Source organism: Nocardia seriolae NBRC 15557, from assembly GCF_007990715.1.
Taxonomy (GTDB): Bacteria; Actinomycetota; Actinomycetes; order Mycobacteriales; family Mycobacteriaceae; genus Nocardia; species Nocardia seriolae.
Map to the genome: position 1 here is coordinate 23,329 of NZ_BJWY01000010.1, position 26,732 is coordinate 50,060.

Annotated in this window: 25 protein-coding genes; 14 read left to right on the forward strand and 11 right to left on the reverse strand. The window is 68.7% G+C overall.

Going from position 1 to position 26,732, the window contains the following annotated elements; translation table 11 throughout:
- Positions 1-143: 143 nt before the first annotated feature.
- Complete coding sequence (locus NS2_RS05185) at positions 144-2,048, forward strand: CocE/NonD family hydrolase (RefSeq protein ID WP_052086059.1); 1,905 nt, start codon at positions 144-146, stop codon at positions 2,046-2,048.
- Here NS2_RS05185 and NS2_RS05190 read toward each other — a convergent pair.
- Positions 2,020-2,784 (reverse strand): CocE/NonD family hydrolase C-terminal non-catalytic domain-containing protein, encoded by a 765-nt coding sequence (locus NS2_RS05190; RefSeq protein WP_081985694.1) that lies wholly within the window; start codon positions 2,782-2,784, stop codon positions 2,020-2,022. The genes NS2_RS05185 and NS2_RS05190 overlap by 29 nt on opposite strands.
- Entirely contained in the window at positions 2,727-3,926 is a 1,200-nt protein-coding gene (locus NS2_RS05195) for a CocE/NonD family hydrolase (RefSeq protein WP_052086060.1), read from the reverse strand. The genes NS2_RS05190 and NS2_RS05195 overlap by 58 nt, the downstream gene beginning before the upstream one ends.
- 332 nt (positions 3,927-4,258) lie before the next feature.
- On the opposite strand from NS2_RS05195, the gene NS2_RS05200 reads away from it, so the two are divergent.
- Entirely contained in the window at positions 4,259-5,578 is a 1,320-nt protein-coding gene (locus tag NS2_RS05200) for a lipase family protein (RefSeq protein WP_052086066.1), read from the forward strand.
- A 34-nt stretch (positions 5,579-5,612) separates the two neighbouring features.
- Here NS2_RS05200 and NS2_RS05205 read toward each other — a convergent pair whose 3' ends face one another.
- The 7 genes from NS2_RS05205 to NS2_RS05230 all read right to left on the reverse strand — a co-directional run bounded on the left by NS2_RS05205 (position 5,613) and on the right by NS2_RS05230 (position 12,639).
- Positions 5,613-6,491: a sirohydrochlorin chelatase gene (locus NS2_RS05205; RefSeq protein ID WP_045436565.1), complete on the reverse strand. Its 879-nt coding sequence runs from the start codon at positions 6,489-6,491 to the stop codon at positions 5,613-5,615.
- 37 nt (positions 6,492-6,528) lie between these two features.
- Positions 6,529-7,848: a sulfate adenylyltransferase subunit 1 gene (locus tag NS2_RS05210; RefSeq protein ID WP_033086188.1), complete on the reverse strand. Its 1,320-nt coding sequence runs from the start codon at positions 7,846-7,848 to the stop codon at positions 6,529-6,531.
- A gap of 100 nt (positions 7,849-7,948) precedes the next feature.
- The gene (gene cysD / locus NS2_RS05215; RefSeq protein ID WP_033086189.1) at positions 7,949-8,887 is read right to left on the reverse strand and encodes a sulfate adenylyltransferase subunit CysD; all 939 of its coding nucleotides are present in this window, start codon (positions 8,885-8,887) and stop codon (positions 7,949-7,951) included.
- Positions 8,884-9,594, reverse strand: coding sequence for a phosphoadenylyl-sulfate reductase (locus tag NS2_RS05220; protein ID WP_033086190.1), 711 nt, complete (start codon positions 9,592-9,594; stop codon positions 8,884-8,886). The genes cysD and NS2_RS05220 overlap by 4 nt, the downstream gene beginning before the upstream one ends.
- Before the next feature lie 15 nt (positions 9,595-9,609).
- The gene (locus NS2_RS05225) at positions 9,610-11,400 is read right to left on the reverse strand and encodes a nitrite/sulfite reductase (protein WP_147207091.1); all 1,791 of its coding nucleotides are present in this window, start codon (positions 11,398-11,400) and stop codon (positions 9,610-9,612) included.
- A 118-nt stretch (positions 11,401-11,518) separates the two neighbouring features.
- Positions 11,519-11,611, reverse strand: a complete 93-nt coding sequence (locus tag NS2_RS38330) for an Ms4527A family Cys-rich leader peptide (protein WP_353526446.1) — start codon at positions 11,609-11,611, stop codon at positions 11,519-11,521.
- Between the two features lie 170 nt (positions 11,612-11,781).
- The gene (locus NS2_RS05230) at positions 11,782-12,639 is read right to left on the reverse strand and encodes an immunity 49 family protein (RefSeq protein ID WP_186817581.1); all 858 of its coding nucleotides are present in this window, start codon (positions 12,637-12,639) and stop codon (positions 11,782-11,784) included.
- A 207-nt stretch (positions 12,640-12,846) separates the two neighbouring features.
- Between NS2_RS05230 and hemW the strand changes: the two genes are divergently transcribed.
- The 6 genes from hemW to NS2_RS05260 all read left to right on the forward strand — a co-directional run bounded on the left by hemW (position 12,847) and on the right by NS2_RS05260 (position 18,816).
- Positions 12,847-14,007, forward strand: coding sequence for a radical SAM family heme chaperone HemW (hemW, locus tag NS2_RS05235; protein ID WP_033086193.1), 1,161 nt, complete (start codon positions 12,847-12,849; stop codon positions 14,005-14,007).
- 322 nt (positions 14,008-14,329) lie between these two features.
- Positions 14,330-15,085: an alpha/beta fold hydrolase gene (locus tag NS2_RS05240; protein ID WP_052086067.1), complete on the forward strand. Its 756-nt coding sequence runs from the start codon at positions 14,330-14,332 to the stop codon at positions 15,083-15,085.
- A gap of 9 nt (positions 15,086-15,094) precedes the next feature.
- Positions 15,095-15,682, forward strand: a complete 588-nt coding sequence (locus NS2_RS05245) for a thioredoxin family protein (protein WP_033086194.1) — start codon at positions 15,095-15,097, stop codon at positions 15,680-15,682.
- A 158-nt stretch (positions 15,683-15,840) separates the two neighbouring features.
- A complete protein-coding gene (gene hrcA, locus NS2_RS05250) occupies positions 15,841-16,881 on the forward strand; it encodes a heat-inducible transcriptional repressor HrcA (protein WP_036548305.1) in 1,041 nt (346 codons plus the stop codon).
- 32 nt (positions 16,882-16,913) lie between these two features.
- Positions 16,914-18,071, forward strand: coding sequence for a molecular chaperone DnaJ (gene dnaJ, locus NS2_RS05255; RefSeq protein ID WP_033086196.1), 1,158 nt, complete (start codon positions 16,914-16,916; stop codon positions 18,069-18,071).
- 4 nt (positions 18,072-18,075) lie between these two features.
- Complete coding sequence (locus NS2_RS05260) at positions 18,076-18,816, forward strand: 16S rRNA (uracil(1498)-N(3))-methyltransferase (protein WP_033086197.1); 741 nt, start codon at positions 18,076-18,078, stop codon at positions 18,814-18,816.
- On the opposite strand, the gene NS2_RS05265 is transcribed toward NS2_RS05260, so the two are convergent.
- Positions 18,800-19,333, reverse strand: coding sequence for a hypothetical protein (locus tag NS2_RS05265; RefSeq protein WP_143161403.1), 534 nt, complete (start codon positions 19,331-19,333; stop codon positions 18,800-18,802). The genes NS2_RS05260 and NS2_RS05265 overlap by 17 nt on opposite strands.
- A gap of 263 nt (positions 19,334-19,596) precedes the next feature.
- Between NS2_RS05265 and NS2_RS05270 the strand changes: the two genes are divergently transcribed.
- The 5 genes from NS2_RS05270 to era are packed head-to-tail and all read left to right on the forward strand — an operon-like array spanning position 19,597 to position 23,976.
- Complete coding sequence (locus tag NS2_RS05270) at positions 19,597-20,667, forward strand: PhoH family protein (RefSeq protein ID WP_045436571.1); 1,071 nt, start codon at positions 19,597-19,599, stop codon at positions 20,665-20,667.
- 22 nt (positions 20,668-20,689) lie between these two features.
- Entirely contained in the window at positions 20,690-21,247 is a 558-nt protein-coding gene (gene ybeY, locus NS2_RS05275) for an rRNA maturation RNase YbeY (RefSeq protein WP_033086199.1), read from the forward strand.
- A complete protein-coding gene (locus NS2_RS05280) occupies positions 21,244-22,569 on the forward strand; it encodes a hemolysin family protein (RefSeq protein ID WP_045436526.1) in 1,326 nt (441 codons plus the stop codon). Before ybeY ends, NS2_RS05280 begins: the two co-directional genes overlap by 4 nt.
- Positions 22,562-23,014 carry a cytidine deaminase-like protein gene (locus NS2_RS05285; protein WP_228102688.1) on the forward strand — a complete coding sequence of 151 codons (453 nt, stop codon included), beginning with the start codon at positions 22,562-22,564 and terminating at the stop codon, positions 23,012-23,014. The genes NS2_RS05280 and NS2_RS05285 overlap by 8 nt, the downstream gene beginning before the upstream one ends.
- Complete coding sequence (gene era / locus NS2_RS05290) at positions 23,011-23,976, forward strand: GTPase Era (RefSeq protein ID WP_036548308.1); 966 nt, start codon at positions 23,011-23,013, stop codon at positions 23,974-23,976. The genes NS2_RS05285 and era overlap by 4 nt, the downstream gene beginning before the upstream one ends.
- A gap of 67 nt (positions 23,977-24,043) precedes the next feature.
- Here era and NS2_RS05295 read toward each other — a convergent pair whose 3' ends face one another.
- Positions 24,044-25,453 carry an amidase gene (locus NS2_RS05295; protein ID WP_228102689.1) on the reverse strand — a complete coding sequence of 470 codons (1,410 nt, stop codon included), beginning with the start codon at positions 25,451-25,453 and terminating at the stop codon, positions 24,044-24,046.
- Between the two features lie 496 nt (positions 25,454-25,949).
- Between NS2_RS05295 and recO the strand changes: the two genes are divergently transcribed.
- Positions 25,950-26,723, forward strand: a complete 774-nt coding sequence (gene recO, locus NS2_RS05300) for a DNA repair protein RecO (RefSeq protein ID WP_033086202.1) — start codon at positions 25,950-25,952, stop codon at positions 26,721-26,723.
- Positions 26,724-26,732 lie beyond the last annotated feature (9 nt).

Here is a 26,732-nt window from a genome sequence, read left to right on the forward strand (position 1 = left end):
GGCCACGGTGGCAAGTCGGCAACGAACTCCTCACGGACGGCATGGATCGGGCTGTGAGCAGCCACGAGGCCCAACGTGCGCAAAGTGTCCCAGACAGGGTACAATTGGTGCGGCACCGACATCGACGTCGCCGAAGGAACACGATGGTCGAACCGTTGACCACCGCCCTGCCCGCCGAGATTCCGGCCCGACCGGACGCCCGCTTCGAAATCGGACCGGTTCGATATCCGAAGTTGTTCGCGCGCAATACGATTCCCATCACGCTGTCGGACGGTGCGATCCTCTCCGCCGATATCCTGCGGCCGGGGGATGTCGGCGGGCCGACCGCCGAACCGCTGCCGGCGATCATCAATTTCACGCCCTACAACAAGATGTTCAACCGCCACGGCATGCGGCTGCACAAGGCGGCGCGCCGGCTCGCGGGGCGGGTCCGCGCCTCGGATCGGACCCGGATGACCGCGCGGGACGTGGTGCGCACCCCCGCGGGCGGGGTGCTCGAGCCGTTCGCGATCAATCGCACCGCGGTGGCACGCGGGTACGTAGGTCTCATGGTCGATGTGCGCGGCACCGGAACATCCACCGGCGCTTGGGATTTCTTCAGCCCACGGGAGCAGCTGGACTATGTCGAGGTGCTGGACTGGGTGCGCGAGCAGCCCTGGTGCAACGGCGACATCGCCGTCATGGGCCTGTCCTACGGCGCGATCTCGGCCTTGCACACCGCGGCGCAGCGGCCGGAGGGCCTCAAGGTCGTCTTCGCCATCGAGGCCGGGGAGAATCCGCCGCGCGAACTCGGCCTGACCGGCGGTGCGCTCACCCCGGGCATGCTGGTGTGGATTCTGGGGGTCAACGGCGCCAAGTGGATTCCGGCGCTGCCCGGCCTGCTGCGGGAGGGCCTGGCCGGAAAGTTCCTGCGCGAGCGCCTCACTCAGCGCTCCGGCTGGACCGCGCACGCCCTGCGCATCGCTCTCGACGCCGATCACCCCGACGGATACCTCAACGCCATGTGGGCGAGCAAACTACCGCGCCTCGAGCAGATCGAGGTGCCCACCTGGATCCACGGGGGCTGGCACGACGTCTACAACCGATCCAATTTCCGCATGTACGACCGGATTCCGGTGCCCGAGGGCGCGAAACAGGTGCTGGTCGACGATTCCTACCATCTGACCCCCGGTTCCGGTTTCGGGGATTCGGGCAGCCCGCAGGCGCTCGACGAACTGCAGACGGCCTTCTTCGATCGCTGGGTCAAGGGCATCGACAACGGCATCGATCGCTACGGTCCGATCACCCTGCGCCGCCAGGGTGACGGCAACTGGCTCAGCCGCGATCGCTACCCGGCTCCCGACGCGCGGGTCCACCGGCTCTATCTGACGGGTGAGCGCACCGGAACCGCGATCCACGCGGGCACCGACGCCGGGCTGTCCGCGGAACCCTCCGAGGTCGACACCCGGCTGCCGCTGCCCGGCGGCCGGGTCAGCGCCGCCTCCGGCAACACCGCGGTCATGACCATGGGCATCAGCGTGTTGTTCGGCCCGGAGCACGGCAACGACGATCGCCGCAACGAGGCCACCGCCGTAACCTTCACCGGCCCACCGTTACCGGCCGACCTGGTGCTGTCCGGGCCGATGAATCTGCACCTGCGGGCGGAGGCGGCCGGTACCGACGCCTTCTGGTCGGTCACGGTCTGCGATGTCCATCCCGACGGCAGGTCGGTGCCGATCACCCGCGGCGCGCTGCTGTCGTCGCTGCGGTACACCGATACCGACGCCAGCGACTACACCGACGGCGAACTGCTGTTCCCGGTGCACCCGCTGACCGCCGGCTCCGCCCGGCCGGTGGTGCCCGGTGAGCCGTTCGACATCGACATCGAGATCAGCCCGACCGAAGCGCTGGTGCGCGCCGGGCACCGGCTGCGAATCGCGGTGAGCCGCACCAGCTTCCCGCGACACCTCATCCCGCCGTGGCGCAGCCGTCGGATCACCGGTCAGACGGTCGTTCTCGATACCGAGTACCCGAGCTATCTCAGCTTCCGGGCGCGCCGGGAGGACTGACCTCGGACGTCCCGGATTCGGGGACCCGCAGTCCGACGGCGGTGAAGGCGAGGTAGCTCGGATGCCAGGGGTCGAGGATGATGTATTGGCCCTTGACCTTCCGGCGTTGCGGCAGGCTCAGTGCGTGCCGGGGAAAGCCGGAGGCCCCGACGGCGATCCGGAGCCGGTGCCCGGCGCGCACCACCGCCTCCGTCGGATTGATCTCGATGTCGACGTCGAAGGGCTCGCCCGGCGTCACCGGGAGCACGGATTCGGCGGTGAGAGGATGCTCGGGAGCCACCAGTTCGCCATCGAAATAACCGCTTTCGGCCTCGTCGATGGCGCGTAACGACGACAGCAGGGCGCCCCGGGTGATGGCCGCCGAGGCGTCGTCGGGTCCGACATCGGTCACCGTGACCGACCAGAAGGCGTCGGTGCCGTCGGCTTCGACCCGCAGGCGCAGGTTCATCGGACCGGACAGAATGACATCCGAGGCGAACGACGCGGTGGTGAAGGTGACGGCGGTCGTTTCGGCGTCGCGGTCATCGGCGCCGTAGCGGGTGCCGAACAGGGTGGAGATGCCCATGGAGATGACGGCGGTGTTATTGGACGCCAGGCTGGGCCGCTGTTGGGGAAGGGGTATCCGCGCCCGCTCGAGGGTTCGTGAAAAGGCCAGTGTGGCATAGGATTTCGCGTTGGTCAGATAGAGCCGGTGTAATTTCGCGGCCGGATGGGGAACCGGTCGCGGCTGACCCACTCGCCGCCGAGCTGGCGCACGGTGATCGGGCCGTAACGGTCGATGCCGTTGTCGATGCCCTTGAGCCAGCGATCGAACCAGGCGCACTGCAACTCGTCGAGACGCTGCGGAGCACCGGCCGCACCGTGCCCGCGGCCGGGCGTGACGTGATAGCTCTCGTCGACCACCACCTGTTTGTGGCCCTCGGGCAGTGAAAGGCGTTCGTACATGCGGAAATTGGATCGGTTGTAGACGTCGTGCCAGCCGCCGTGCAGCCAGGTCGGCACCTGAATCCGTTCCAGGCGCGGCAGTTTCGCCGCATACGTGGGATTGAGGTAACCGTCCGGGTGTTCAGTGAGCGCGATGGTGAGCGCCCGGCCCAGCCAGCTGACCGGTTCGGTGAGCCGATCACGCAGGTACTGCCACAGCGTGCCGCCGGCGAGCAGGCCGCCGACCGCCGGCACCCATTTGAAGCCGTTCACCGCCGCGATCCACGCGGCCATCCCGGGTGACGGCACGCCGCCGGTCAGCCCCAGCTCGCGAATGGGATTCTCGCCCGCCTCCACCGCGAAGACGGCTTCCAGGCCCTCGGGTCGCAGGCCCGCGGCCACCAGTGCGGCGATGGCGTTGTAGGAGATGCCGGTCAATGCGAGTTGTCCATTGCACCAGGGTTGTTCGCGCGCCCAGCGCAGTACTTCGAGGTAGTCGTGCTGCTCGTTCGCGCTGAAGAAGTCCCAGCGGCCCGTCGAGCTGCCGGTCCCGCGGACGTCCACCATCAGGTAGGCGTAGCCGCGTTTGACCAGGGTCCGGTTCGCCGCGAGCACATCGAAGAGGCCGCCCGCCGGGGTGTGCAACAGATCGCGACCGGCGAAGCGGCGGCGCTCCGACGGCCCGACCCAGCGGCCGATGGCCCGGGGCAGCGGGCCGCCGCTGCCCCGAAAGAAGATCTTGTTGTACGGCATGAAGTTGACGACGACCGGGAGCGCTTCCGATTCGGGACCGGTCCGATCACCCGGGCGGGTCAGATCGGCCGAGAGCACGACGCCGTCGCGCATGCGAATCGGGATGTCGGACAACCGATGTGTGTGCCGGTACAGCTCGGGTCCGATATCGAAACGGGCATCGGGTGGCAGGGATTCCAGCGGGGGTATCGGATCGGCCATGGCAACGCATACCTCCGTTTTCGCTGTGTCACTTGATATCTAGGAAGATATGAGCCCCGCCGGGGCGTCGTCCAGGGGTATTTCACTTGAAGTATGAAGGCGCACAAGGAATTACGGTGCGTTGAGACCCCTATTACCCCCTATTTTATATGGACTGCTTCCGATTCACTGACTCGATGTCACCCAATGTCCTTCGATTCCATCCGTCACTCCGGCCCAGTTGCTGTGATCGATCATCTCGGGGCTGTGGGCGATCGATGCGGCCGGTCCGCTCAGGCGACGTTGTTACCGTCTGGAACCACTCGATCCGCTCGACGTCAGGAGGGGTGTTCATGAGTGTCGACATCAGGGATTCCGCAGGGGTGGTGCCGCTTCGCCCGGCAATCCGCATCGAACCGTCGAACGGAGGCCCGGTGCTGCCCGACGCCGACCCGTTCTACCAGCCGCCGCATGACCTGGCCGAGCTCGCCCCCGGCACCATCATCCGGGCCCGCCGCGTCGAGCTCGGGTTGCTCGGCCTGATTCCGCAGCGGGTCTCGGCCTGGCAGTTGCTCTATCGCACCAATGATGTGCACGGCGAGCCCGAAGCGGTGGTGACGACCGTGGTGCAGCCCGCGGATGCCGATCCCTCGGCCCCGAAGCGGCTGGTGTCCTATCAGTGCGCGATCGACGTGGTCGTCGCGCGCGGTCTGCCGTCCTACTGTCTGCGGCAGGGTTCCAACGCGTTCGGCTCGTTCCCGCAGTTCGAGATGGTGATCTTCGCCAATGCGCTGGCCTGCGGCTGGACGCTCTCGATTCCGGACCACGTCGGCAGCGACGGCCATTTCGGCGTGCCCCGCGAACCCGGATACCGCATCCTGGACGGCATCCGGGCCGCCCGGTCCTTCGACCCGCTGCACCTGGGCGCGGAAACGCCGGTCGCCCTGTGGGGTTACTCCGGCGGCGGCCTGGCCACCACCTGGGCCTGTGAGATGGCGGCCGACTATGCCCCCGAACTCGAAATCGTCGGCGCCTCGGCCGGCTCGCCCGTCGGCAACCCGCAGAGCGTCTTCGCGCGCCTGAACGGATCGGTGTACTCGGGGCTGATCCCGCTGGTCCTCTCCGCCCTCTGCCGCGCCTATCCGGACCTCGACAAGGCGGTCCGCGCGAACTTCGACCGACCGTTCCTGGACCTGATGGCGCATGCCGAATCCAGCACCATCTTCCCCATTCTGTTCCGCAGCATCGGCCGCAATGTCGACGACCACAGCGAGGTCGGTGTCGCCGAGCTCCTGCGGGACCCCCAATTCAGCGCGATCTTCGAAGAACTGCGCCCGGTCACCACCGCGCCCACCTTCCCGATGCTGGTCGTCCAGGCCACCAACGACTCGGTGGTGGCGGTCGAGGACATGGACGAACAGGTCTGGCGATACCGACAAGTCGGCACTCCCGTCCAGTACATCCGCGACCGCCTCAGCGGCCACGTCTCCCTGGCCCTCATCGCCACGCCGCTGGTCGTCGACTGGCTGGCCGCCCGCTTCGACGATCGACCCCTCGACCCGGCGGGCCCCAGAACCGTTTGGTCCCTGGCCCTTTCCCCCGACTCCTTCCCGGGTTACCGCCGCCTCCTCGGCGTCGTGGCCCGAGTCCTCACCGGCCGCTCCCTCCGCTAGATCCCCGCCGAAACCGCAGACCCCGGCCAGGTCGTCAGGCCGAGAGTTCCAGCGGGAGCGCGGCGGTGGCGTAGCGGTCCAGTGCCACCTCGGCCAGCAGCGGGTGCGCGCCGAGGGTTTCGGCGTGCGGGACCTGTGGGAGCACGCCGCGCAGGCGGTCGGTGAGCAGGCCCGGGGCCAGGAACCAGGGTGCGACCAGGATGCGCTGCGCGCCGCGGGCGCGCAGGCGGGCGAAGGCCTTGTCGAGGGTGGGATCGGTGGTGGCGAAACAGATTTCGGTGTCCCACCCGGTCAGTGCGGTGAGCAGGCGGGCGACATCCCCGGTGCGGGCATTGGCGGCGGCCGATGAGGAGCCGACGGCCGCCACGGCCACACCCAGCCGGGGCGTGCACGCGGCGGCGTCTCCGATCATCCGGGCGGCAGCGTCTCCCGTCATCCCGGCGTGCCTGTCGCGGGGATCCACAGGCGCAGTGTGGATTCCGGTCGGGCCGGGCGCAAAATCGGCGTGCAGGGCCGCCACGATGCGGTCGCGCAAGGCAATGATCAGGTGCGGGTCCGGGCCGAGGACGTCGGCCTGGGTCACACGGAGGCGGGGGTGACGCGCACGGGCGGCGTCCAGCAGTCCCGGCAGGTCCACCCGGGCGTGGAAGGCGCTGCCCAGCAGGAGCGGAACCACCACCGCGTGCGAATGACCGTCGGCGGCAACGGCATCCACGACCTGATCCACCGAGGGGGTGCTCAGGTCCAGGAAGGCCAGGCGCACATCGAGATCCGGGCGCTGGGCCGCGATCAGCTCGACCACGGCGCGCATGGTGGCGGCCGAGCGCGGATCGCGGCTGCCGTGCGCCACCGCGATGAGCGCGGGCGCGTTCTCGCGGGGGTACCGGCGAGCCGCGGCCGCGCCGCCCGGCAGGACGGCCGGAACTGCGCCGTTGCCGGGCGGATTCACCTCAGACCCCGACTTCGGAGCCGAATTCGGCGTCGGAGCCGACCTCGACCGCGGTGAGGGCGTCGCCCACCAGACCGGCGGCGAGGGTGTTGCCACCCGCGGGGTCGATCAGCAGGAACGAGCCCGTGTGGCGATTGACGCTGTAGTCGTCGGCCACGATCGGGTCGGCGACGCGCACCGAGATGCGGCCGATGTCGTTGAGCGAGAGCGACTCCGGGTTCGGGTCCGCGGACAGGTGCTGCTCGTCGAAGCGCTCGATGAGCGCGCCCACGATGGCCTGGGTGGTGCGGGTGCCGTGCTTGAGCAGCAGGCGCGCGCCCGGGCGCAGCGGCTTGTCGCCGAGCCAGCACACGGTGGCGTCGAACGAGTCGATCGGCTCGGGTGCGCCGGTGGCGGCGGCGATCACGTCACCGCGCGAGACGTCCACGTCGTCGGCGAGGATGAGGGTGACGCTGCGGCCCGGCTGGGCCGAGGCCAGTTCACCGTTCGGGGTGTCGATGCGCTCGACGGTGGTGCGGGTGCCGGAGGGCAGCACCACGACCTCGTCGCCCTTCGAAACCACGCCCGCCGCAACCTGACCCGCGTAACCGCGGTAGTCCGGGTACTCGGCGGTGCGCGGCCGGATCACATACTGAACCGGGAAGCGCAGCCCGACCTCGTGGCGGCCGTGCGCGTCCGCGTCCACCGGCACCGACTCCAGGTGCTCGATGAGCGAGGGCCCGTCGTAGTACGGGGTGTTCTCCGAGCGCGAGGCCACATTGTCGCCGTGCAGCGCGGAGACCGGGATCTCCTGCACATCCTCGCCCGACCAGCCGAGTTTGGTGGTCAGCTCGGCGAATTCGGACTTGATCTTGTCGAAGACGCCCGCCGGATCGTCCACCAGGTCGATCTTGTTGACGGCCAGCACCAGCTTCGGCACACCCAGCAGCGCCATCACCGCGGCGTGGCGGCGGGTCTGCTCGATGACGCCCTTGCGGGCGTCCACCAGCAGGATCACCAGCTGCGCGGTCGACGCGCCGGACACCGTGTTGCGGGTGTACTGCACGTGCCCCGGGGTGTCGGCGAGCACGAAAGACCGCTTGGGCGTGGCGAAGTAGCGGTAGGCCACGTCGATGGTGATGCCCTGCTCGCGCTCGGCGCGCAGGCCGTCCACCAGCAGCGACAGGTCCGGCGTGGACAGACCCTTGTCGACCGACGCGCGCGTGACGGCGTCGATCTGGTCCGCGAGAACCGATTTCGTGTCGTAGAGCAGCCGCCCGACCAGGGTGGACTTGCCGTCGTCGACCGATCCGGCGGTGGCCCGTCTCAGGAGGTCGGACATCAGAAGTAACCCTCTCGCTTGCGGTCTTCCATGGCGGCTTCGGAGACGCGGTCCTCGCTCGCCCAGGATTGGACGCTGTGCGCCACGTTCGGTGCCCTCATCAGAAGTACCCTTCTCGTTTGCGGTCTTCCATCGCCGCTTCCGACACACGGTCGTCGCCGCGGGTCGCGCCACGTTCGGTGAGCCGGGACGCGGCGACCTCGGCGAGGATCGCGTCATTGTCGGCGGCGTCGGAAATGATTGCGCCGGTGGTGGATCCGTCGCCGACGGTGCGGTAGCGCACCGACTTGGTCAGCAGCTCCTCGCCCTCGGCCGGGCCGCCCCAGGTGCCGGGGGTCATCCACATGCCGTCGCGCAGGTAGACCGGGCGCTCGTGGGCGTAGTAGATGCTGGCCAGCTCCACGTCCTCGCGGGCGATGTAGCGCCAGATGTCCAGCTCGGTCCAGTTGGAGATGGGGAACACGCGCACGTGCTCGCCCGGAGCGTGGCGGCCGTTGTAGAGGTTCCACAGCTCCGGACGCTGCCGCTTCGGGTCCCAACGGCCGAACGCGTCACGCAGCGAGAAGATGCGCTCCTTGGCGCGCGAACGCTCCTCGTCGCGGCGGCCGCCACCGAAGACCGCGTCGAAGCGGTTCTCGTTGATGGCGTCCAGCAGCGGCACGGTCTGCAACGGATTGCGGATCCCGTCCGGGCGCTCCTGCAACCGGCCGTCGGCCAGGTAGTCCTCGACGGAGGCGACATGCAGTCGCAGCCCGTACTTCTCGACCACCTTGTCGCGGAACTCGAGAACCTCGGGCAGGTTGTGCCCGGTGTCCACGTGCAGCAGCGCGAACGGCAGCGGCGCGGGCCAGAAGGCCTTGATCGCCAGGTGCAGCAGGACGGTGGAGTCCTTGCCGCCGGAGAAGAGGATCACCGGCCGCTCGAACTCGCCCGCCACCTCGCGGAAGATGTGGATGGACTCCGACTCGAGCGCAGCGAGCGTATCGAAATCAGTGTCGAGAGCCGCGAGAGTGTCGAATTCTGTCTCGAGAGAGGTCATGACGCGTGCAACCCGCATTCGGTCTTGGCGAGCCCGGCCCAGCGGCCGGATCGCGGATCGGATCCCGGTTCCGGCTTCCGCGTGCACGGAGCGCAACCGATGGAGGGGTCGCCCTCTTCCACAAGGGGATTGACGAGAATGCCATTGGCCTCGATGTAGGCGGCCATCTCGTCATCCGACCAGGCGGCGATCGGATTGATCTTCACCAGGCCGAAGCCCTCGTCATAGGAGATGAGGGGTGCGTTGGCGCGAGTCGGCGCCTCCACTCGACGGATGCCGGTCACCCAGGCGTTGTATCCGACGAGGGACTTCTTCAGGGGAACCACCTTGCGCAGGCGGCAGCATTCGGCGGCGTCGCGGGCGAACAGATCCTTGCCCAGCAGCTGATCCTGTTCGGCCACAGAGTTTTCCGGCGTCACATTCACGATGTTCACGCCGTACACCAGCTCGACCGCGTCACGGGTGCCGATGGTCTCGGCGAAGTGGTAGCCGGTGTCGAGGAACAGCACGTCGACGCCGGGCCGGACCTGCGAGGCCAGCTGCACCAGCACCGCGTCCTGCATGTTGGACGCCACAATGTAATTGGAGCCGAAGGTGTCCTCGGTCCACTGCAGCAGTTCCTGCGCGGACGCGTTCGGGCCGAGCTCGGCATTGCCCTTCTCGACCAGGGCGCGCAGCTCGTCTTCCGCGAGTTTCGTTGTAGTCATTGCTGATTCCCCTAACTACCGCAGGTCTGCTTCATCGGCACGAACAGCCCACTGCGCGAAACGCTCACCCTCATCACGGTTCTTGATGAAGTGGCGCACGACGCGCTCGATGTAGTCGCCCAGCTCATCGCTGGTGACCTTGTGCTGACGCAACTTCCGGCCGAAGGCCGAGTCGAGTCCCAGGCTGCCACCGAGGTGAACCTGGAAACCCTCGATCTGATTCCCCTCGCCGTCGTCCACGAGCTGGCCCTTGAAGCCGATGTCGGCGATCTGGGACCGGCCGCAGGAGTTGGGACAGCCGTTGATGTTCACCGTGATCGGCACGTCCAGGTCGGCATTGATGTCCGCGAGCCGCTTCTCCAGCTCGGGCGCGAGCACCTGGGAGCGCGTGCGGGTCTCGGTGAACGACAGCTTGCAGAACTCGATACCACTGCACGCCAGCAGGTTTCGCCGCCAGTGCGACGGACGGCCGTGCAGGCCCAGCGGCTGCATCTGCTCGATCAGCCACTCGACCTTGTCGTCGGGCACGTCGAGCACGATCAGCTTCTGGTACGGCGTGAACCGGATCCGGTCGGAGCCAACGGCTTCCACCAGATCGGCGACCTTGCTCAGGATGGTGCCCGAGACGCGGCCCGCGATGGAGGAGAAGCCGATGGCGTTGAGGCCGTTGCGCAGCTTCTGCACGCCGATGTGGTCGATCGGGCGCGCGGGCTTCTCCGGCGCGGGACCGTCGATCAGCTTGCGCTTCAGGTACTCGGTCTCGAGCACCTCGCGGAACTTCTCGATGCCCCAGTCCTTGACCAGGAACTTGATGCGCGCCTTGGTCCGCAGGCGACGGTAGCCGTAGTCGCGGTAGAGCGAGACGATGGCTTCCCACACGTCCGGCACCTCGTCGAGGGGCACGAACGCGCCCAGGCGCTGCGCCAGCATCGGGTTGGTCGACAGGCCGCCGCCGACCCAGACATCAAGGCCCGGACCGTGTTCCGGATGCTCGACGCCGATGAACGCGACATCGTTGATCTCGTGCACCACGTCCTGCTGGCCCGAGATGGCGGTCTTGAACTTGCGCGGCAGGTTGGAGTATTCCTTCTTGCCGATGTAGCGCTTGACGATCTCCTCGATGGCCGGAGTCGGGTCCAGCACCTCGCCGAAGGACTCACCGGCGAGCGGGGAACCCAGCACCACGCGCGGGCAATCACCGCACGCCTCGGTGGTCTGCAGACCGACCGATTCCAGCCGCCGCCAGATCTCCGGCACGTTCTCGATCTCGATCCAGTGGTACTGGACGTTCTCGCGATCGGACAGATCCGCGGTGTCGCGGCCGAACTCGGTGGAGATCCCGCCCAGGGTGCGCAGCTGGTTCACGTTCAGCGCGCCGGCGTCACACCGCACCCGCATCATGAAGTAGCGGGCCTCGAGGATGTCGATGTTCTCGTCGCCGGTCCAGGTGCCGTCGTAGCCCTGCTCGCGCTGGGTGTAGAGACCCCACCAGCGCATGCGGCCGCGCAGATCGCTCTTGTCGATGGAGTCGAAACCCTGCTTCGAGTAGATGTTCTCGATGCGCGCCCGCACATTGAGCGGGTTGTCGTCCTTCTTGCTCTGCTCGTTCGGGTTGAGCGGCTCGCGGTAGCCGAGCGCCCACTGTCCCTCCGACTTTCGCTTGACCGGCCGGGCCGTGCGCTCGCGCGGCGCGACAGGCGCGTCCGAGCGCGGGCGGTCCGCACGCACGCGTCGCTCCGACGCCGGCCGTTCGGGCCGGGCGGTGACAGCGTTATCGGAACTGGTGGCGTCGGTGCTCGACGTCATGGGGGTCGCTCCTGAAGGTCTTGCGGGCAGGCGGGAGGGGCTGGCTCACGCCTCCGATATCAGAGAACCGGCTTGTACGGCGTCAGATGGACGCCGGTCCCGGGAGAATGGGGCCGATCTACCGGAGGCTCTCCGGCAGACAGCTCGCGCTGCAGACACGCTTGAAATCGACATGGCGACGCGCCACGAGTCGTACTCCAAGTCCAGTCATGTGGCTTATTGTGCCACGTCAGACGGGTCGTTCCGACTGCCGGATCGAATTTTCCGCAGTTTTCCGGGAAATCCCCTGGATATATGTTGCGATTTGTGACAACCGTCATAGATCAACGCCCGGCAGACCTCTGGACGGTTGACCTGATCGGAAAATTATGCGCTGTTGATTCAGCCGAACGCCTTGGCCGGGGTGAGACCAGCCTTGGCCACCTCGATCCGCTGGAGTTCACCGGCCAGCTCGGGGGAGTGCAGCCAGTCCGGACGATCGATGAATCCGGCCGGTAGGTACTCGGATTTGATCGGCGTCCGGTACCCGAGATCCCGCGCCCAGCAGACCAGCGCCAGCAGCGGCAGCGAGAAGACGCCTTCCGGATCGTGGCCCCAGACATCGGTGTCGAAGAAGCCGCGATGCAGGCGCAGCGCGTGCGTCAGCTGCCGATCGAAGCCCTCGGAATCCCCGTCGGCCAGCCGCGCGAAGACCTCGATGGCCGGGCGCACCAGCAGATCGGTGACCTGCTGCGCACCCACCCGGCTGGTGGTGTCCAGCGCCCGGGCCGCCGCGTACGCGCCCTTGGGCCCGTGCCGCCAGGCCGACTGCAACAACCGCGCCCACTCGTAGTGGAACTCGTCGAACGTCCCGTCCCCGAGCTCACGCAGCCGCTCCACCGGATAGTCCACCAACTCGCCCATCGCCTCGAAGTCCCGCGCGATGAGCGCCCACCAGAACCCGGCCCGCCACCCCGCCACCTTGTCGTGCCGATCGAACCCGTACTCGATCCCGCTCGCCCGTAACCGCCGCGTCACCGTCCGCTCGGTAGCCCGCGCGAAATACCAGGTCCGCGACCGCAACCCGCCCGGATCCGCCACCAGCATCCGCGCCAGCAGTATCCCGTCCATCGACCGCGAGAAATTCGGCCCCGCCGCCCGTGCGGGTCGTCGCGACCGCCCGACCACGGCCGCCACCGACCCCGCATCCACTTCCCTGATCGACCTGGCGTCGATCGCATGCCGCGGCACTTCGATCATCGGATCCCCATCCGCTTCCGGAGCCTCCACCCGGCCCACCGAAATCCCTTGGAATGTACCCGGATTCACGCCATCGCGCGGTCCGAGCGCGGGGGCCGCGCATGCGGGTGAGCTGTGACGGGGGCAACCGGTCACACTGGGTAGGTGACCTCGACTGCTCCCGAACGGACCTCCGGCACCGCTGCGGCGGACAGTGCTGACGCGCCCGTGCTGCGCGATTTCGGCGGCGGAGCGTTCGGGATCTACGTCCATGTGCCGTTCTGCGCGACGCGGTGCGGGTACTGCGACTTCAACACCTACACGGCGGGGGAACTGGGCACCTCGTCCTCGCCGCAGTCCTGGTTCGAGGCGCTGCGGGGTGAACTGGCCGCGGCGGCACAGGAATTCGATGCGCTGCCGTCGGCGACGCCCCCGGTGGAGACGATCTTCGTGGGTGGCGGCACGCCCTCGCTGCTCGGCGGGGACGGGCTGGCCCGGGTGCTCGACGCGATCCGCGACAACTTCACGCTGGCACCCGGCGCGGAGGTGACGACCGAGTCGAACCCGGAGTCCACCTCGCCCGAGTTCTTCGAGCGCATTCGCGCGGCGGGGTACACCCGCGTGTCCCTGGGCATGCAGTCGGCCGCTCAGCATGTGCTGAAGATCTTGGATCGCACCCACACTCCGGGGCGGGCGGTCGCCGCCGCGCGGGAGGCGCGGGCGGCGGGGTTCGAGCATGTGAATCTGGATCTGATCTACGGCACGCCGGGGGAGACGGACGCCGACCTGGATGCCAGCCTCGACGCGGTGCTGTCCGCGGGTGTCGACCATGTCTCCGCGTACTCGCTGATTGTCGAGGACGGCACCGCGCTGGCCCGTCGGGTGCGGCGCGGCGAACTGCCCGCGCCCGACGGGGATGTGCTCGCCGACCGCTACGAACGCATCGACTCCCGGCTGCGCGCCGCCGGTCTCGACTGGTACGAGGTCTCCAATTGGGCCGCCTCCGGCGCCGGACTTTGCCGCCACAACCTCGGCTACTGGGACGGCGGCGACTGGCTCGGTGCGGGCCCGGGCGCCCACAGCCACCTCGGCGGCGTCCGCTGGTGGAACGTGAAACACCCTGCCCGCTACGCGGATCGCGTGCTCGCCGGTGGTCTCCCCGCCGCGGGCTGGGAGTCCCTCACCGATGAGGAGCGCTACACCGAACGCGTCATGCTCACCGTCCGCCTCCGCACCGGCCTCCCCCTCGCCGACCTCGACTCCTCGGGCCACCGCGCCGCCGACCGCATCATTGCCGACGGCCTCGCCGAGCGCGCGAACGACCATCTCGTTCTCACCGACCGCGGCCGCCTCCTGGCCGACGCCGTCGTCCGCGACCTCCTGAGCTGACCGGCGCTCGCGCCATGCCCGGCGACACTCCGGGAATCGCGTGGCGCTCCATTCGAAGTCGGTGATGGGGTTCCGAATTCGGCGATCGCCCGCTGATACGGTTACCGGCGGACTAGATTGGCGGGCGGAGATCTCATGCAGCCGGTCTATTACTCGCGGCCCGAGCGTCGGTCGTGAACCCGCGCGCCAGCGCACCGAATATCCCTCGGCCAGAGGACGTCTCATGTCGAATCCGCTCACGCCATCTCGTAAGTTGTCGGACCGCCTGCGCGGCGGTGCAGGTCGCGACCTGGTCCGGGCCGCCGGGGGCGCGGTCGCGCTGATGCTGGCCGCCACTCCGCTGGTGGCCGCACCGGCCGGTGCCGCGCCATTGCCGACAATCGTGCTGGTGCACGGTGCCTTCGCCGATTCCGGCAGCTGGGACGGGGTGGCGGCGCGGCTGCGCGACGACGGGTATCGCGTTGTGACACCGGAGAATCCGCTGCGGGGGCCCGCCAATGACGCGGCGGCGATCCAGCGCACGATCGACACGATCTCCGGCCCGATCGTGCTGGTCGGACATTCCTACGGCGGCACCGTGATCAGCAATGTGCACGACGCGAAGGTCGAATCCCTGGTCTACATCGCGGCTTTCGCGCCGGTCCGGGGCGAAATCGCACTGGCGGAACTGAATCCCATCCAGTACCCGGGCTCCCAGCTGACCTTGGCCTTGCGTCCCAAGCTCGTCGACGACCCGCACGGCATCGTCGGCAGGAACCTCGACGCCTACGTCGACCCCGCCAGCTTCCACGACGTCTTCGCTCAGGACGTAGACCCGGATACCGCCACCGCCATGGCCGCCCGCCAGCACTCCCTGGCACTCACCGCCAATCTCGAACCCTCCGGCGCGCCCTCCTGGGCGGGCACCCCCAGCGGGTACCTGGTCTCGACCGCGGACCGCGTGATTCCGCCTGCCGCGCAATGGGATATGGCCAAGCGCATGGGCGCGCAGACCTCCTCGATCGACGCCTCCCACGCCGGACTGGTCTCCCATCCCGCCGATGTCGCCGCTGTGGTGGAGGCGGCCGCCGGTCGGTGACAATGGGGTATGGCGCTCGAATCGTTCATGGTGCCGATCGGCACGCCCGCACCCGAGTTCACGCTGCCCGCCGTGGACGGCTCCGAGGTTTCGCTGGACAGTTTCGCCAAGGAGCCCGCATTGCTGGTGGTGTTCCTGTCGAATCACTGTCCCTACGTGCGCAGAATCGAGAGCGGCCTGGGGGCCGTGGCCGCCGAGCTGGCCGAGCGGGGGCTGGCCACCGTCGCGATCTGTAGCAACGACACCGCCAACTTTCCCGACGACGACGCCGCGCATTTGCGAGATCAAGTGCGGCGGGCCGGGTTTCGCTTCCCGTACCTGATCGACGAGTCGCAGCAGGTGGCGCGGGCCTATCGGGCGGCGTGCACACCGGACCTGTTCCTGTACGACGCCGAGCGGCGGCTGGCCTATCGGGGCCGGTTCGACGCGGCCACGCCCGGCAATCGGGAGCCGGTCGATGGCTCGTCGCTGCGGGCCGCGGTCGAGCTGGTGCTTGCCGGGCAATCGGTGCCCGAGCCGCACACTCCGAGCGTCGGATGCGGCATCAAGTGGAAGCAGGCCGGAACCCCGGGCGGCTGGGTGCATCCGCGCGGCTGACGGGCGGTCGCACAGCAACTTGCCAAGGGGCAACTAAACTGGGGTGGATAATCCGGGAAATCCGCGTGGCCCGTGCCGAGTGATCGGTGTCGCCGCGGGGAACCCGTTGTGCATCCGAGGGCGGTTGCGCACCCGAAGGCGAGCGAGGAGGTGGGGCCATGTCGAGCACCGAGCAGCGACGGCTCGAGGTCCTGCGGGCCATCGTCGCGGACTACATCGCGACCAAGGAGCCGATCGGGTCGAAGACCCTGGTGGAGCGGCACAACCTGGGTGTCTCCAGCGCGACGGTCCGCAATGACATGGCGGTGCTGGAGGCCGAGGGCTATATCGCCCAGCCGCACACCTCGTCCGGGCGCATCCCCACCGACAAGGGCTACCGGCAGTTCGTCGACCACATCTCCGAGGTCAAGCCACTGTCCAACGCGGAACGCCGGGCGATCATGGAATTCCTGGAGAGCGGCGTCGATCTCGACGATGTGCTGCGCCGCGGCGTGCGGCTGCTGGCCCAGCTGACCCGGCAGGTCGCCATGGTCCAGTACCCGACGGTGTCGGCGTCGACCGTGCGCCACATCGAGGTCGTCGCGTTGAATCCGGCTCGCCTGCTGCTGGTCGTGATCACCGACACCGGTCGCGTCGATCAGCGCCTGGTCGATCTGGGCAATCTGATCAGCGAGGACGATCTGGCCGCGCTGCGCGGCATGCTCGGCAAGGCCATGGAGGGCAAGCGCCTGGCCGCCGCCTCCGCCTCGGTCGCCGAGCTACCCGAGCACTCCCCGAACCGGCTGCGCGACGTGCTGATTCGGGTCTCCACCGTGATGGTGGAGACCCTGGTCGAGCATCCCGAGGAACGGCTGGTCCTCGGCGGCACCGCCAACCTCACCCGCAATGCCTCCGATTTCGCCGGGAACGGTTTCCCCGGTTCCCTGCGTTCTGTTCTCGAGGCCCTCGAGGAGCAGGTGATCGTCTTGAAGTTGCTGGCCGCGGCACAGGTCCCGGGTACGGTGACGGTGCAGATCGGTGGGGAGACCAAGGTCGAGCAGATGCGCGGGACGGCCGTGGTGTCCACCGGATACGGGATGCCCGGTACGGTGCTCGGAGGCATGGGGGTACTGGGGCCGACCCGCATGGACTACCCGGGGACCATTGCCTCGGTGGCGGCAGTCGCCCGATACATCGGTGAGGTGCTCGCCGAACGGTGAGCAAGCAGACGAAACAGGACTAGAGAGCACACGTGGCACGGGACTATTACGCACTGCTCGGCGTCGCACGCAACGCGACCGACCAGGAGATCAAGCGCGCCTACCGCAAGCTGGCGCGCGAACTGCATCCCGACGTGAATCCGGAGCCGGAGGCCCAGGAGAAGTTCCGCGAGGTCTCCAGCGCCTACGAGGTGCTGTCGGATCCGGAGAAGCGACGCATCGTCGACCTCGGCGGTGACCCGCTGGAGTCCGGCGGCGGCATGGGCGGCGGCTTCTCCGGCGCGGGCTTCGGCGGCCTGGGCGATGTGTTCGAGGCGTTCTTCGGCGGCATGAACGCCTCCGGCGGCGGCGCGCGCAAGCCGCGCGGACGGGTGCAGCCGGGCGCGGATTCGCTGCTGCGCACCCGACTCTCGTTGCAGGAGTGCGCGGTCGGGGTCACCAAGCATCTGACCGTCGACACCGCCATCCTCTGCGACCTGTGCCAGGGCTCGGGCACCAACGGCAACTCCAAGCCGGTGCGCTGCGAAACCTGTGGCGGCGCGGGCGAAGTGCAGACCGTGCAGCGGTCCTTCCTCGGCCAGGTCATGACGTCGCGGCCCTGCCCCACCTGCCGGGGCGCGGGCGAGACCATTCCCGACCCCTGCCGCAAGTGCGGCGGCGACGGCCGCGTGCGCTCGCGCCGCGAGATCGCCGCGCCCATCCCCGCCGGTGTCGCCAACGGCATGCGGGTGCGGCTGGCCGCGCAGGGTGAGGTCGGCCCCGGCGGCGGTCCCGCCGGTGACCTGTACGTCGAGATCGTCGAGCAGCCCCACGACACCTTCGTGCGCGACGGCGACGACCTGCACTGCACGATTCGCGTCCCCATGGTCGACGCGGCGCTGGGCACCACCGTCGTCATCGACACGATTCTCGACGGCCCGGTGGAACTGACGATCCCTGCGGGCACCCAGCCCGGCGAGGCGTCGGTGCTGCGCGGCCACGGCATGCCCAAACTGCGCGCCAACTCCCGCGGCGACCTGATCGCGCACCTCGACATCGTGGTGCCGACCAAGCTCGACGCCAAGCAGTCCGACCTGCTGCGCAAGTACAAGGGCATGCGCCTCAACGAGCACACCGAGGTCATGACCGCCCAGTCCGAGCACAACTCGGGCCTGTTCGCGCGCCTGCGCGCCTCCTTCAGCGGACGCTGACCCCTTGGCCGCCACCGTCTTCTACCTCGACGACATCCCCGAGCCCGGGGCGACCGCGGTCCTGGACGGCCCCGAGGGCCGCCACGCCGCCACGGTCCGCCGCATCCGAGTGGGTGAACCCATCACCCTCTCCGACGGGCACGGAACCCTCGCCGACTCGGAAGTGGTCGCGGCCGCCAAGGACCGCCTCGAACTGAAGGTCCTGTCCAAGCGAGTGGCCGAGCCCTGGACCCCGCAGGTGACGGTGGTCCAGGCGCTCCCGAAGTCCGATCGCTCCGAGCTCGCGGTCGAACTCATGACGGAGGCAGGTGCCGACGCCATCGTCCCTTGGCAGGCGTTGCGCTGCGTCTCCAACTGGGACTCCAAGGCCCGCAAGGGCGTCGAGAAGTGGCGCGCCGCAGCCAAGCAGGCCGCCCGCCAATCCCGCCGCGCCTACATCCCCGACGTCGCCGACCTGCACAGCACCAAAGAGCTGCTCGAATTGGTCCGCACCGCCAAGTCTTCCGGTGCGATCGTCGCCGCCCTTCACGAGTCCGGCGAATCCCGTTTGACCGAACTGTCTTTCGACGGCGTCCCCGAGGTGATCCTCATCGTCGGCCCCGAAGGCGGCCTGGACGACTCGGAACTGAAGTCCCTCACCGAAGCCGGAGCCGACGCAGTCCTGCTGGGCCCCACCGTCCTCCGCACCTCGACGGCCGCCGCCGTCGCCCTCGGCGCTCTGGGCGCGCTCACACCTCGCTGGTAGACCCGCTGTGCCAGCGGTCGGTCGCGCCCGAGAGAACCAGCACGGGGCCGAGAACCAGCAGCAGTAATCCCGGCTGTATCTCGGCTGGTCCCGGCGACAGGATGACACTTCGCAGGGCTGTGGAGGAGGACCTGAGCGGGTTGTAGATGTTCACCACTACGGCGAACCCGATCGAAATATCGAGCACCACCGCGATGGTCTCCGCCAGCGCCAGCGCGAGCAGTGAATGCCCGAACAGCTTGGGGCGGGCGCGGCCCTTTTCGAGCAGCAGGTTCGGTATGGCCCGGTCCGGGGCGATCCCCAGGACCGCCAGGACGACGGCCCCGGCGAACAGTACCGGAACCAGGGGAGCTCCCAATCGGCCCAGGTCGAACAGGTTGAACGTGTCGCGGTCGCGATCATCGATCGTGAACAGCGGCGCGAACATGCCGATCATGAGGAGAACCGCGCCTACGGCGACCCGAACGCACCCCGCCGGTCGCCCGCGGCCGACCAACGGTATCCACCATTCGGACATGAGCGGGAGTCTAGGGTCGGACCGATCGTGAATCCGGTTGCGACGCGGGCCCTCCGATATCGCCCGGGTTCGCCACGGAATGGATTCGGGGGTGCGGCCGTTGCGTGACGTCGGGGTGTTGTGCCTGCTGGTAGCGGCTTATTCACTGGGCGGTGTCGGTGGGCGGCGGTAAACTTCTGTCAACGAAAACGGCATCGAGACCGGGAAGCAGGCCATAGCCACTTTTGAGAACTCCAGGCGAAATCGGCGATCAGAGCACACCCATTGCCGGCATCGGGGCCGGCGTCAACGGGTCCGGACCGGCGGGGCGGACCGTTCGTTCCAGCATCGAATTGGCACCGGAGTCGGTGTTCGGGTTCCTGGGTTCGGCTGATGAGAACCTGCGTGAGCTCGAGCGGCTGCTCGATGCCGATATCCATGTCCGCGGGAATTCGGTGACCTTGACCGGCAAGCCCGGCGATGTCGCGCTCGCGGAACGAGTGGTCGCTCAACTGGTCGCGCTCACCGCGCGCAATCGGGTGGTCACGCCCGAGGCGGTGCGGCACACCTACTCCATGCTCACCGAGGGTTCCTCGGATTCCCCGGCGGAAGTGCTGAGCCTGGACATCCTGTCCCGGCGCGGTAGGACCATCCGGCCCAAGACCCTCAACCAGAAGCGCTATGTCGACGCCATCGACAAGCACACCATCGTGTTCGGCGTCGGCCCGGCCGGTACCGGCAAGACGTATCTGGCCATGGCCAAGGCCGTGCAGGCGTTACAGACCAAGCAGGTCAACCGGATCATCCTGACCCGGCCCGCGGTCGAGGCGGGCGAGCGGCTGGGCTTCCTGCCGGGCACGCTCAACGAGAAGATCGACCCGTACCTACGCCCGCTCTACGACGCCCTGCACGACATGATGGATCCCGAGGCGATCCCGAAGCTCATGCAGGCCGGTGTCATCGAGGTCGCGCCCTTGGCGTACATGCGTGGTAGAACCCTGAATGATTCGTTCATCATTCTCGACGAGGCGCAGAACACCACGGCCGAGCAGATGAAGATGTTCCTCACGCGGTTGGGGTTCGGGTCGAAGATCGTGGTGACCGGTGACATCACCCAGGTCGATCTGCCGAACAACGCGCGGTCGGGGCTGCGGGCTGCCACGGAGATCCTGCACGGGATCGATGACATCCATATCGCCGAGCTCACCAGTGCGGATGTGGTGCGGCATCGGCTGGTCGGGGCGATTGTCGACGCCTATGACCGGTACGAGTCGGAGTCGCGGCCGCCGGCGGCGGTGCACTATCCGGGGAATCGGGCGCAGCGGCGTGCCGCGAGCCGGGGAGAGCGACACTGACCTCGCCATCTAGGCTGTTCGGGTGAGCATCGAGATCGCCAACGAATCGGGTATCGAGGTATCCGAAGAAGAACTGGTCAGCGTCGCGCGCTTTGTCATCGGTCAGATGGACGTGCATCCGGCGGCGGAGCTGTCGATGGTGCTGGTCGATCTCGACACCATGGCGGACCTGCACATGCGGTGGATGGACCTGCCGGGTCCCACCGACGTCATGAGCTTCCCCATGGACGAGCTGGAGCCGGGCGGGCGGCCCGACGCCGCCGAGCCCGGCCCTTCCATGCTCGGCGATATCGTGCTCTGCCCGGAATTCGCGGCCCAGCAGGCCGAGAAGGCCGGGCACTCCATGGATCACGAGCTGGCGCTGCTGACCGTGCACGGCGTCCTGCACCTCCTCGGCTACGACCACGCCGAGCCGGAGGAGGAGAAGGAGATGTTCGCGCTGCAGGCCTCCCTGCTGGAGGGCTGGTACGAGCATGTCCGCCAGGAGATGCGCCGCGCCGAACTGGCCGACCGCGATCAGCAGCTGCTGGGCAAGACCGGATTCACCGATGCCACCGGTGATCCGCTGGGCCCGGCGTGAATTCATTCGTTCTGCTCCTGCTGGCGATCGTCCTGGTCCCGGCGGGCGGTGTGTTCGCGGCGCTGGATTCGGCGCTCAACACCATTTCGCCGGCGCGCGTGGAGGATCTGGTGCGCGCCGAGCGCACCGGGGCCGCGCGGCTGGCGCGCATCATCGCCGACCGGCCCCGCTATGTGAATCTCATGGTGCTGCTGCGTCTCACCTGCGAGATCACCGCCACGGTGCTGCTGGCGGCGGTGCTCATGGACTGGCTGCAGGAAGCCCCGGCGCTGCTGATCACCGCCGCGGTCATGGTGCTGATCGACTACCTGGTGATCGGTGTCGGGCCGCGCACCCTGGGCCGCCAGCACGCGTATTCGCTGGCGCTGGGCGCGTCGCTGCCCTTGCAGGCCATCGGCTCGCTGCTGGGCCCGATCAGCCGCCTGCTGATCCTGGTCGGCAACGCCATCACGCCCGGTAAGGGATTCCGCAACGGCCCCTTCGCTTCCGAGATCGAGCTGCGCGAGGTGGTGGATCTGGCCGGGGAGCGCGGCGTCGTGGACGCCGACGAGCGGCGCATGATCCAGTCGGTGTTCGAACTCGACACCACCCCCGCGCGCGAGGTAATGGTCCCGCGCACCGAGATGGTCTGGATCGAGGCGGAAAAGACCGCCGCGCAAGCCATGTCGCTGGCCGTGCGGTCCGGGCACTCGCGAATTCCGGTGGTCGGCGAGAACGTCGACGACATTCTCGGCGTGGTCTATCTGAAAGACCTGGTGCCGTACGCGGATCGGAGTCGCAAGGTGAAGGTGCGGCAGGTCATGCGCCCGGCCGTGTTCATGCCCGACTCCAAGCCGCTGGACGCCCTGCTCGACGAGATGCAGCGCCGTCGCAACCACATGGCGCTGCTGGTCGACGAATACGGCGGCATCGCCGGACTGGTCACCATCGAGGACATTCTCGAGGAGATCGTGGGCGAGATCGCCGACGAGTACGACAAGGACGAGATCGCCCCGATCGAGAAGATCGGCAGCGGCCGCTACCGGGTCTCGGCCCGGCTGCCGGTGGACGACCTGGGCGAGCTGTTCGCCATGGAGATCGAGGAGGAGGACGTCGACACCGTGGGCGGCCTGCTCGCGCACGCGCTCGGCCGCGTCCCGCTGCCCGGCTCCAAGGCCGTCGTGCACGGCCTGCAACTGAAGGGGGAGGGCGGGGCCGACGCCCGGGGGCGCATGCGCATCCACACGGTGGTGGTGCGCAAGGCCACCGAGAAGACGAAAACCGAACCCGCGGAACACGAGCCGGTCGGCGGCGCGCACGAGGATGGAGAGGCCGATGATTGAACTGGATGCCGAGGACAGCAAGCTGGCGGTCCTGGCCCGTGGCGCCATGGGACGCACCGGCGGCACCGGCGGCGCGGCCGTGCGCGATACCCACGGGCGCACCTACGCGGCCGGAACGGTGGAGCTGTCGGCGCTGCGGCTGACCGCCCTGCAGGCGGCGGTGGCGGCCGCGATCTCCAGTGGCGCAGAGGGTTTCGAGGCGGCTGTGGTGGTCGCGGGCAAGCTCTCGGATTACGGCATCGCGGCGGTGCGGGAGGTATCGCCTTCCGCGCGAATCATTTTCAGCGACGTGAAGGGCGCGGTATTCGACGTGCTCGACCCCGGCGGGGATTACGGCGTCGAGAACCCCATCTCGGCGCAGGGCCCCGCGGCGGGCGACGCGGCCGGGGAGCGCGCCGTCCCCGCGGCGCTGGACATCGAGACGGAATCGGAGGTTTTCGAATGAGCGGCCAGGGCAACAGCGGTGGTGCGAGCGAGGACGAATTCCGTTCCGGCTTCGTCTGTTTCGTGGGCCGTCCGAACACCGGCAAGTCCACGCTGACCAATGCCATGGTGGGGCAGAAGATCGCCATCACCTCCTCGCGCCCGCAGACCACCCGCCACACCATTCGCGGCATCGTGCACCGCGACCACGCCCAGCTCATCCTGGTCGACACCCCCGGTCTGCACCGCCCGCGCACCCTGCTCGGCCAGCGCCTCAACGACCTGGTGCGCGACACGTATTCCGAGGTCGACGTGATCGCCGTCTGCATCCCCGCCGACGAGAAGATCGGCCCCGGCGACCGCTGGATCGTCGAGCAGATCAAGACCATGGCCCCCAAGACCACCCTGCTCGGCGTGGTCACCAAGATCGACAAGGTGAGCCGCGACCAGGTCGCCCACCAGCTCATGGCCGTCTCCGCGCTGCTCGGCCCCGAAGCCGAGGTCGTCCCCGTCTCCGCGGTCAAGGGCGAACAGGTCGAGGTCCTCATCGACGTCATCGCCTCCCAGATGCCCGAGGGCCCCGCCTTCTACCCCGACGGCGAACTCACCGACGAGCCCGAAGAAGTCCTGATGGCCGAGCTCATCCGCGAGGCGGCCCTGGAAGGCGTCCGCGACGAGCTCCCGCACTCCCTGGCCGTCGTCATCGAAGAAGTCCTCGAACGCGAGGAGAACGACGCCACCGAATCCGACGGTAGCCGCACCCACGAGGGCATGCTGGACGTCCACGCCCTGCTCTACGTCGAACGGCCGAGCCAGAAGGCCATCATCATCGGCAAGGGCGGCTCGCGCCTGAAAGAGGTGGGCACCAACGCCCGCAAGCAAATCGAGCACATCCTGGGCACCCGCATCTACCTCCACCTCCACGTCAAGGTAGCCAAGGACTGGCAACGCGATCCCAAGCAACTGGGCAAACTGGGCTTCTGAGCCCGCACGGTTCATCGAGTGGCACATCAGCGAGGGTTTTCCCCTTGCCGGTGTGCCACTCGGCGTTTCAGGGCTGCGACCAGTAGGGGGTGGGGCGGGAGTTGTGCCAGGCGAGTTCGGATTCCAGTTGGGTGGCGACGGAGACCAGGAGGGGTTCGGAGTTGGCGGGGCCCATGAGTTGGGAGCCGACGGGGAGGCCGGAATCGGTGAAGCCGGAGGGGATGTTGACGGCGGGCCAGCCCAGGACGTTCCAGGGCCAGGTGTAAGGGCAAGCGGCGGTGATCAGTTCGTCGGTGGCCCAGTTGCCGATGTTGTCGATTTCGTGGACGCCGGGCGGTGGGGTGGCGGTGGTGGGGGCCAGGACCAGGTCGAAATCGTTGAAGATGCGGCCGATTCGCAGGCGCAGCAACGGTTCTGCCCGGCGGGCGGCGAACAGCAGGGGGGAGAGCAGGCGGCCGACGGTGGCGTTGTGGGTGGTCCGAGGGTCCACCTGTGCGCCCGGAAGACGTCGCAGGGCCTGGTTGACGCCGGTCAGGGACCTGGGGAGGAAGGTCGCGCCGGCCAGGACGCCGTAGTGGATGTCGGCGATGACGACCTCGTGGCCGAGGCCGCGGAGGGCGGCGGCGGTGGCGTGGACGCGGGCCTCGACCTCGCGGTCGAGTTCGGTTCTGGTGGCGGTGAACGGGATTCGCAGGGAGAGGGCGATGCGCAGGCGGCCGGGATCGCGGCCGACGGCGTCGGAGACGCGCAGGGCGGGCGGGGTGTGGCGGTCGCCGGGGTGGGGGCCGGCGGCGGCGTCGAGGAGGAGGGCGGCGTCGGCGACCGTGCGGGCCAGCGGGCCGTTGACGGTCAAGCCGTGGAACGCTTCCGGCAGGGGCCAGGTGGAGATGCGACCGCGCTGGGGCTTGATGCCGACCAGGTTGTTCCAGGCGGCGGGGATGCGCACCGAGCCCGCGCCGTCGGAACCCAGTGCGGCGGGCACCAATCCGGCCGCGACGGCCGCACCCGAGCCGCCCGAGGAGCCGCCGGGGGTGTGGTCGGCGCTCCACGGATTCCTGGTGTGGCCGAAGGCGTCTCCGCTGGTGAACGGGAGCTGACCGAGCTCGCAGGTATTGGTCTTGCCGACGATCACGGCACCGGCTGTGCGCAGTCGCCGGACCGCTTCCGCGTCCTCGGTTTTCGCGGGGAAGTCGCCGCCGCAGCCGAAAGCCGTAGGGGTACCGGCCAGATCGGTGTCGTCCTTGATGGCCAGGGGCACTCCGAGCAGTGGGGCGCGTTCTCCGGCGGCGAGTTTCGCGTCGGCCGCGGCCGCCTCGGCGAGGGCCTCGGTGCGGCGCACGATTCGGAAGGCATTGAGCGCGTCCTGGCTCGCCTCGATCCGATCCAGCACGGCCGTGGTCGCTTCGACCGAGGTGAGTGTGCCGTTCGCCAGTGCCGCGGCGAGTTCCGCCAGGCCGAGCTCGCCAATCGACGCCATCGTCATGTGAATCCCGTCTCTTCCGTACCCGCGAGTAACGTAGCGCGAGTCTGGTCACAGGTCCAACGTTCGTCGTATGGATCACCGTCGTGAGGTCCGGAGCCCGGCCCACCCCTCCCGGGCCGGACGCCGGGCCGCACGACGCTCTACCCGGCGCGCCGGGCCCGGCACGCCGGGATCGGGCTCGCGTGGAGAAAGGCTGACGGATCGGCTGAGCCGGACGGGACTGTCGCGCAAGGACTGCCGAGTCGGCGGGCGATCCGGGCGGAGCGGGGACCGGACGATGCGGCCGCCCAGCGTGAACCGGCGGCGGGCGTCTGGCGGCTCATGGGTCCTCCTCCGAGGCGGTTGGTCCGGGTCCGCCGAGTCGTGCCCGGCCTTCCCGATTCGCCGCCAGCATGGAATTCGCGGCCAACCGCACGCCAACGAACCACTAATCGGCACACGCCCGGCGACTCGTCACCGCCCGGTCGGTCCCGCATGCGAGACTGTTGCGGTGCGGTTGTATCGGGATCATGCGGTGGTGCTGCGCCAGCACAAGCTGGGCGAGGCGGACCGCATCGTCACGCTGCTGACCCGCCAGCACGGGCTGGTTCGCGCGGTCGCCAAGGGGGTGCGGCGGACCCGGTCCAAATTCGGCGCTCGGCTCGAACCTTTCGCGTATGTGGATGTGCAGCTGCATCCGGGGCGCAATCTCGACACCGTCACCCAGGTGCACACCGTGGAGACCTTCGCCGCCGATATCGTCGCCGACTACGGCCGCTACACCACCGCCTGCGCGGTGCTCGAGACCGCCGAGCGGCTGGCGGGCGAGGAGGGCGCACCGGCCGCCCGGCTGCACACCCTCACCGCGGGCGCGCTGCGCGCCATCGCGCTGGGCCGCCGCCCCCACGAACTGATCCTCGACGCGTTCCTGTTGCGCGCCATGGGTTTCGCGGGCTGGGCCCCGGCCCTCGACGACTGCGCCCGCTGCGCCACCCCCGGCCCGCACCGCGCCTTCCACGTCGCCGCGGGCGGCGCGGTCTGCGTCCACTGCCGCCCACCCGGTGCGGCCACCCCCATGCTCGGCGTCCTCGACCACCTCAGCGCCCTCAACCGCGGCGACTGGACCGGCGTCGACGCCATCCCCGACACCATGCGCCGCCAGGCCAGCGGCCTCATCGCCGCCCACCTGCAATGGCACCTCGAACGCCAATTGCGCACCCTCCCACTCATCGAACGCACCCGCCCGCACGAGGCCATCGAGCGCGCTGAAGCCGCGATCGGCTGACCCGGGCCG